This window comes from Bellilinea sp. (genome assembly GCF_034432615.1).
In the GTDB taxonomy this organism is placed as follows: Bacteria; Chloroflexota; Anaerolineae; order Anaerolineales; family Anaerolineaceae; genus Bellilinea.
The window spans coordinates 1-6,775 of record NZ_DAOUBL010000322.1; the positions used below are offsets into that span (position 1 = coordinate 1).

The 6,775-nt window shown below is 54.8% G+C and carries 7 protein-coding genes; 4 read left to right on the forward strand and 3 right to left on the reverse strand.

The window, feature by feature from the left end; genetic code table 11:
- Positions 1–149 precede the first annotated feature (149 nt).
- The 3 genes from VAE48_RS14480 to VAE48_RS14490 are packed head-to-tail and all read right to left on the reverse strand — an operon-like array spanning position 150 to position 3,180.
- Positions 150–1,079, reverse strand: coding sequence for a DUF1028 domain-containing protein (locus tag VAE48_RS14480; RefSeq protein WP_322794039.1), 930 nt, complete (start codon positions 1,077–1,079; stop codon positions 150–152).
- 3 nt (positions 1,080–1,082) lie between these two features.
- Entirely contained in the window at positions 1,083–2,042 is a 960-nt protein-coding gene (locus VAE48_RS14485) for a DUF368 domain-containing protein (protein ID WP_322794040.1), read from the reverse strand.
- A 25-nt stretch (positions 2,043–2,067) separates the two neighbouring features.
- The gene (locus VAE48_RS14490; protein WP_322794041.1) at positions 2,068–3,180 is read right to left on the reverse strand and encodes a C45 family peptidase; all 1,113 of its coding nucleotides are present in this window, start codon (positions 3,178–3,180) and stop codon (positions 2,068–2,070) included.
- Between the two features lie 156 nt (positions 3,181–3,336).
- Between VAE48_RS14490 and VAE48_RS14495 the strand changes: the two genes are divergently transcribed.
- From VAE48_RS14495 to VAE48_RS14510, 4 genes are all read left to right on the forward strand, one after another.
- Positions 3,337–4,050 carry a response regulator transcription factor gene (locus VAE48_RS14495; RefSeq protein WP_322794042.1) on the forward strand — a complete coding sequence of 238 codons (714 nt, stop codon included), beginning with the start codon at positions 3,337–3,339 and terminating at the stop codon, positions 4,048–4,050.
- A 50-nt stretch (positions 4,051–4,100) separates the two neighbouring features.
- Positions 4,101–5,573, forward strand: a complete 1,473-nt coding sequence (locus tag VAE48_RS14500) for an MFS transporter (RefSeq protein WP_322794043.1) — start codon at positions 4,101–4,103, stop codon at positions 5,571–5,573.
- 66 nt (positions 5,574–5,639) lie between these two features.
- Entirely contained in the window at positions 5,640–5,852 is a 213-nt protein-coding gene (locus tag VAE48_RS14505) for a hypothetical protein (protein ID WP_322794044.1), read from the forward strand.
- A 39-nt stretch (positions 5,853–5,891) separates the two neighbouring features.
- Positions 5,892–6,775: MFS transporter (locus VAE48_RS14510; RefSeq protein WP_322794045.1), on the forward strand; the 884-nt coding region annotated here is incomplete at its 3' end.

Consider the following 6,775-nt stretch of genomic DNA (forward strand, 5'->3'; position numbering starts at 1 on the left):
AAATCGCTCTCTTCTTTACCCTGCAGACGATTGTATTTGAAAACGGTCAGATCGAACACTGGCAAGCCTTTAGCACAGAGTCAAGCACGATGAATTTATTATACCCTTCCGTTCAGTTTGCAACTTTTGTGCCAGACCGTTAAAACGGGTTACTCGCCAATTATGCCGGTGATTTTTTCGATGACTTCCGCATCAGCCCGCATTAAACCAGCTGGCGGCAGGCGTTTCACCATCACCTTCCAGAGCGGATTTCGTCGAAATACAGCCTGAAAGATTGGCAAAGCCTCCAAACGTCCTAAATCAGCGAGAGTAACCGCCTGCCAGAAGAGAATTTCTTCATTTTCGGGCAGCAAATCAGCCGCGCTGCGGTAGGCCTGCATGGCCGCTTCGGTATCGCCAGCCCCCAACAAGGCATCCCCTCGGTTCATCCAATCGTAAGCGCTATGCACGGTCAACAGCCGGCGTAGTTCTGCTAACGGCTGAGGGTGATCATCCACCCGTAAATTCACCCGCACGCCCTCCCAGGGTTGATCGGTGCGTTCACCAGCCACCACCAGCAGGCAGGCGCTCTGCTGACCGCGCAAGTCCCCGCCTTCTGCCTGAGCCGCTTCCAGTGCAGTCATCAGCCGTTCTGCCAGATTGCCCTTTGTGCCGCGGAAAGCCTCTGCCATGGCACCCCACACCGTTGCGGAAGCCATCATATTGGCCTGGGTCGAAAAGTCCTCTCCCAAAAAATGACCGGCTTCCGCTACGCAACGCGAGCCGGTATGCACCGCAGACCGCCCGGCGACATCCAGCATGGCCACCTGACGCACCTCGCGTTCCTCATCAGCCGCCAGCAAAGCTTGCAAAGCAGTCGGTGCGGGAATGCCTGCCCGCAGGAGTGCCAACCCCTGCGGCCCATAAGCGACCTGTACCAGCGCCTGCGTGGCGACCACCCCAACCCCGGCTTCTCCCCATGCAACGATGGAACCCACCGAGAACCAGTGGGATTGCACCGCCACCCCCATCTCACCCGTCTGTGGGTCACGAGCGACAATCGAGTAAGTATGGGCAAATGGAGCAGAGCGGTATCTCATGGATCAATCCTCCGCGGCAGGGACAGGCAATGGATTGGTAACCGTTTTCCGGCGGCCAGCCAGACCTTCCAATCCAACCACCAGGCCAAACCCCGCAACCGCCATAGCGATGACCAGCATGGTTTGCCCTTCCCACACCGGCAGGATATTGATATAGGGCTCAGCCAAATCGGCAGTTGCTAGTTCCATCTTCCAGGGCCACAACTTTCGCAGCGAACCAATCATCAACCCAATCATCAGGGTGATGGTAGCATCATGAAAGCGTCGGAACAGCCACCCCAAGACACGGGAAAATAACGAAATTCCAACCACCGCTCCCAGTAAAAATACCACCAACCGGGGGATATCCAGGCCGGTTACGGCTGCCAGAACGTCCTGATACTTGCCCAACAGAACCAGAATAAACGCGCCGGAGATGCCGGGTAAGATCATGGCGCAAATCGCAATCATTCCGCTCAGGAAAAAGGCAAGCCAGGTATCCGGCGTATCCATCGGCACCAGCCCCACCACCAGATAGGTGATAATTGCTCCGGCGATTAGCAGTAACAAATTGCCGGCTTTCCACACCCGCACCCGCCGTGAAACCACCAGCGCCGATGCCGCCACCAGCCCAAAAAAGAAAGCCCACACAAATAAGGGCTGGGTTTCCAGCAGATTTTCCAGCAGGTGTGCCAGGCTAACCGCTCCCGCAAAGATACCCAGCACCAGCGCCAGCAGAAACTTCCATGGCAGTTCGTCCAGCAAACTTTTGAATTGCAGCCGGAAGACTCGCTGTAAATGGCGCAAATCCGCCACCTCGCGGATGGACTGGATCAATTCCTCATAAATTCCCACCAGCAGAGCCACCGTCCCGCCGGATACTCCCGGTACGGCATCTGCTGTCCCCATCAAAAAACCGCGCAAAGTGACGGACAGATACTCTGCCAGCGAACGGCGCTCAGGTTTCAGGTTCTCGTTTTCCATAGTCTTAATTTCAGTTAATCCTTTCTCAGGCATCCAGTTGATAAGTAGAAAATATACTGCTGCACGGGTTGCCCCAGCAGGCGTGCATTTGTCGGTTGGTCAGGTCAATCGTCAAAGCGGTTATGGTCTTTTCCCGGTCGAGCGGGTCACCGATCACAGCATGATTGCAAATCGAGTCCGGATGATTGACATGATCTTTTTGAATGGCTTGCAAAGAGCGGATGGTGTGCTTTTCCTGCTGAGCCAGCAGACGTTTGGCGCGCAAATAACGCACTCGTGTGCTGATTAATTCATCCGGTTCGCTTTCAATGACCCGCATCTGAGGATCGAGATAGTGATTGGTATGTACCAGTACGCCGTTTTCTGCCGGGAGAATGGCAAACTGGCGCGCAGAAACCTCCACCGAATACATTTCTCCGCTTTCGTGTGCCAGCAAATGATTGTAACCGGCGGCGCGGTGCGGAGCCAGCATGTGACGGATGGCTTCACCCGGCGTGCGGGCTGCCAGTACAGCACGCGAAACAATAATGCGCGGAATGCCAATCCGGCTGTCGGTCGGATAGACCGAGTCGCAGCACTGGGCAATTCCGTATGCATTGAAGCCGATATTGGGCAGCAATCCGCCATAGGTCATTGCCAGAAAAGGCGGTTCATTATCCGGTCTGGCATGAATCAGGTACACATCTGTCTCATCCTCAGGCAGCCAGTCCTCGTTGTGGGCAATCAGGACGCGGTCGTTGGTCGTGCGCTCCTGGCTGACCGCCATGCTGGTACATTTGGTGAGATGGAGGGCATCCATTGTTACCGCTTCCATCGCATTCAGCATGCCGAGGTCATCCAGGCCAACATTTGCACCTTCTGCCATGCCGCGCAGTTCTTCAACATATTGCGGATAACGCTCTTCGGCAAACGGCATATACTTACGCGCCTGAATCAGAGCGCCTTCCCAATCCAGTTGAAGGGTATCGTAGGCATCGGCCAGTAATTTTCGGGCGTTCTCAATGCTGTGCTGAATCTGCTGGCGGCATTCTTCACCAATTTGCCGTCCCATTTCACGATGAGAACCGGCTACACGCACCAGTTTCAAGAAGCGCTGCTCTGCAGATGCCTTTTCTACATTATTTTCCCGCTTATCCATGCCAGAGATTTTACCATACCCTCTCCCGCGCCGGAATGAAGCCCCTTACACTTGCCTTTTTTGAGATTCATATCTACAATAACCCTTAGGGTTGTATTTAAGAATTCATGCTGCCAGAATTCAGGCGGGTTCGTCGTGCAGCGGGAGGAATTTTCAATGTCCAGCACAAAAACAGGCCGAAAACTAAAAATTCTTTTGGTGGATGATGACGCCGACACCCGGCAACTGGTCACAATGATTATCGAAAAAGCCGGACACAAAATCCAAACCGCCGGGCATGGTCAGGCTGCCCTGACTTTGCTGGAACACGAAACTTTCGACATCATCCTGCTGGACATCATGATGCCTGAAATTGATGGGTTGAATGTGCTGGAATCGATTCGACGCGTTTCCACAGCCCCGGTCATTATGTTGACCGCTCTTTCAGACGCCGGAATTATGGAACAGAGTTACTTCATGGGCGCGGATGACTACATCGTCAAACCGTTTGCCATGTCCAAATTGCTGGAACGGATTGACCGGGTTGCCCGCACCCTTCCCCCACAGGAAACGCCCACACCTTCGGGCTGGAGTTCCAACTATCAATTGAATCTGGATAATAACACGCTCGTGCGGGGCGGCATCATGATTGATCTCAACCCCACCGAAGCGCGACTGCTCTCCTGTTTGATGGATAACGTCTACTCCGAGGTCCCCATCCTCACCCTGTACGAGGCCGGCTGGGGCGGAGAAGTGCTGCCGCAGCGCACTGTTCAGGCGCTGGTTGAAAATACGATTCGCAGCCTGCAAAATAAACTGGAAGAAGACCCCCAGAATCCACAACTCATCGCCCGCACTGAAAACGGCTTTTGTTTCATTCCCGAGGGATGAACTCTTTGGGCAATTAACCAGCCCGTCCGCACTTCATTACCGGTCTCCTCATGCAAACCAATCCACCTTCGAGTTTAAATTCCTCCGCCCGCTGGCTGGCATTGGCCGGGGTCGGTATGGGCGTGCTGATGGCAACCCTTGACTCCAGCATCGTCAATATTACCCTGCCAGCCTTTGTAGAGATTTTCGAAGCCAGTTTTGCTACCGTTCAGTGGGTGATTCTGGCATACATCCTGGTGATTACCTCGCTCTTGCTGGGAGCGGCCCGGCTGGGGGATATGTTCAATAAGAAATATCTTTACCTGATCGGGCTGGCACTCTTTACCTTTGGTTCGGTTCTTTGTGCGCTTTCCAGTAATATCTACTGGTTGATCGTCTGCCGCGCCGTGCAGGGGTTGGGGGCTGTCTTCACTCAGGCGCTGGGTATTGCGATCATCACCCAAATTTTCCCTGCTCAGGAACGCGGCCGCGCTCTTGGAATGATGGGCAGCATCGTTTCGATTGGGGTTGCCCTCGGCCCGCCGCTGGGCGGCTTGATTTTGAGTGTGGCTTCATGGCACTGGATTTTTCTGGTCAATTTACCCATCGGGCTTGCAGCCCTGCTGATTGTTTACCGCTTCATTCCCGGTCTGCCCCCTGCCCGGCCAGATCAGCAATTTGACCGTTGGGGCGGTTTGTTGCTCTTTCTCACCCTCGGCCTGTATGCTTTTGGCATGACCAACGGTCAGCAAGCCGGTTTTAACCAGCCAGTTGTTGCCCTCTGCCTGGCCGCTGCAGGAGTTGGTTTGCTAACCTTTCTGCTGCTCGAATCCCGCATCAGCCAGCCCATGGTGGACCTGCGCCTTTTCCGCAACATTTTATTCAGCATGAATTTGATGATGGCCTTTCTGGTCTTTATTGTCATGGCAGGCATGTTCATTCTGCCTTTTTACCTGCAGCTGGTGCTCAAGCTTTCCTCTACCATGATTGGCCTCTTGATGATGGTGCACCCGATTGGGATGGGGATTGTTGCCCCGCTGGCCGGTTCACTTTCCGACCGCTTTGGGTCGCGGCTCATCAGTCTTTTTGGTCTGATTACCATTGCGGCCGGCTGTCTGGCGCTTTCCACCGTTCGAGAAGGAATGACCCCGCTGCAATTCTTCCCACGCACCCTGTTGTTCGGCATCGGTATGGGACTTTTTCAGGCCCCAAACAACAACGCCGTCATGAGCACCGTTCCCCCCGAGAGGCTGGGAATTGGCTCTGGATTGCTGGTGCTTTCCCGTACGTTAGGGCAGACCACCGGCTTGCCCTTGATGGGCGCGTTGTTCACCTCCAGTGTGCTGATGGTGGGTGGATTACCGTCCGGCACCGACATTACCCTGGCGGGTGTCGCCGCGTTGGTTGGAGGACTGCAGCGTACCTATCACATCGCTGCTGTGTTTATTTTGACTTCCACCGTGATCGCCGTGGTAGCGCTGTGGGTAGATCAACGCCGCAAAAAAATGCAAACCTTAACAGAACCGCTGGCACGGGTTGATTGATATTCATTTTCCGATTAAGATAGACCTGTTCCACATTCTGCTCAGCCAAAGGAGAACTGATAACTCATGGAAGATACCAGCCGCAACGACATCCGCCGATTGCTGAAAGTGTTTGGCGTCCAGGCAGACGAAATGATTTTGCGCCATCTTATCGAGAACCCGCACGCCCCCGCCTTGAAATTGCGCATCAAAATCGAAGACCTGACCGATTACGGCGATCACCCGCCCGCTAAACCGCTCTCGTTTGAGGTTGAAGGCGAGATTCGCCGTCAGGCATAAGCTTTAGCAAACATCATCTCAAGCGCATCGAGGCAGCATTTGAATCCATCTTCCCAGACAGAAATCACAGCCGCGCCTGCCAGCACTGCAGCAGTCGGAGAATCAACCTTCCGCGCCGGAAAAGTCAGCGCCATTGCTGCCGCCCATGGCGTGCATGACACCTATCAGGCTTTCCTGCCGCCACTTTTGCCTCTATTGATTGAAAAATTCTCGCTGATCAAAACCGAAGCCGGCCTGCTCTCGGTGTTCAGTACTGCTCCATCTCTGCTGCAACCGTTTATTGGATATCTGGCAGACCGACGCTCTCTGCGCATTTTCGTCATCCTCACCCCGGCCCTGACCGCCCTCGCCATGAGTCTGGTGGGCATTGCACCGTTTTACTGGCTTGCCGCCATGTTGTTGCTGATTGCCGGTTTGAGTTCTGCCAGCCTGCACGCCACCGGCCCGGTGTTGGCAGGTCGTCTTTCTGCCAGCCGTTTGGGACTGGGGATGAGCTTCTGGATGGTCGGTGGTGAATTGGGACGTACTCTAGGTCCGATCATCATCGTTGCGGCGGTTTCCACCCTGGGTGTTCAACGGACACCCTGGCTGGCAGTTGGAGGTGTGCTGGTTTCGCTTTGGATGGCCTATCAGCTGCGTCACTTGCCGCGTCGTCATCCCGAAAGCCATCAAGCCCTCCCATGGAAGAAGGCCATCATCACCATGCGCCCGGTGCTGATTCCCCTCTCCATTATTCTGGTAACCCGCGCGCTGGCCTTCGTGAGCGTTTCGACCTATCTGCCCACTTTTCTGACCGAGGAGGGTGCCAGCCTGATGCTGGCCGGCGCATCTCTTTCTGTGCTGGAAGCGGCCGGTGTCATTGGAGCGATGATTTCCGGCTCACTCTCCGACCGCATCGGCAGACGGCCGGTGATGACTTTTTC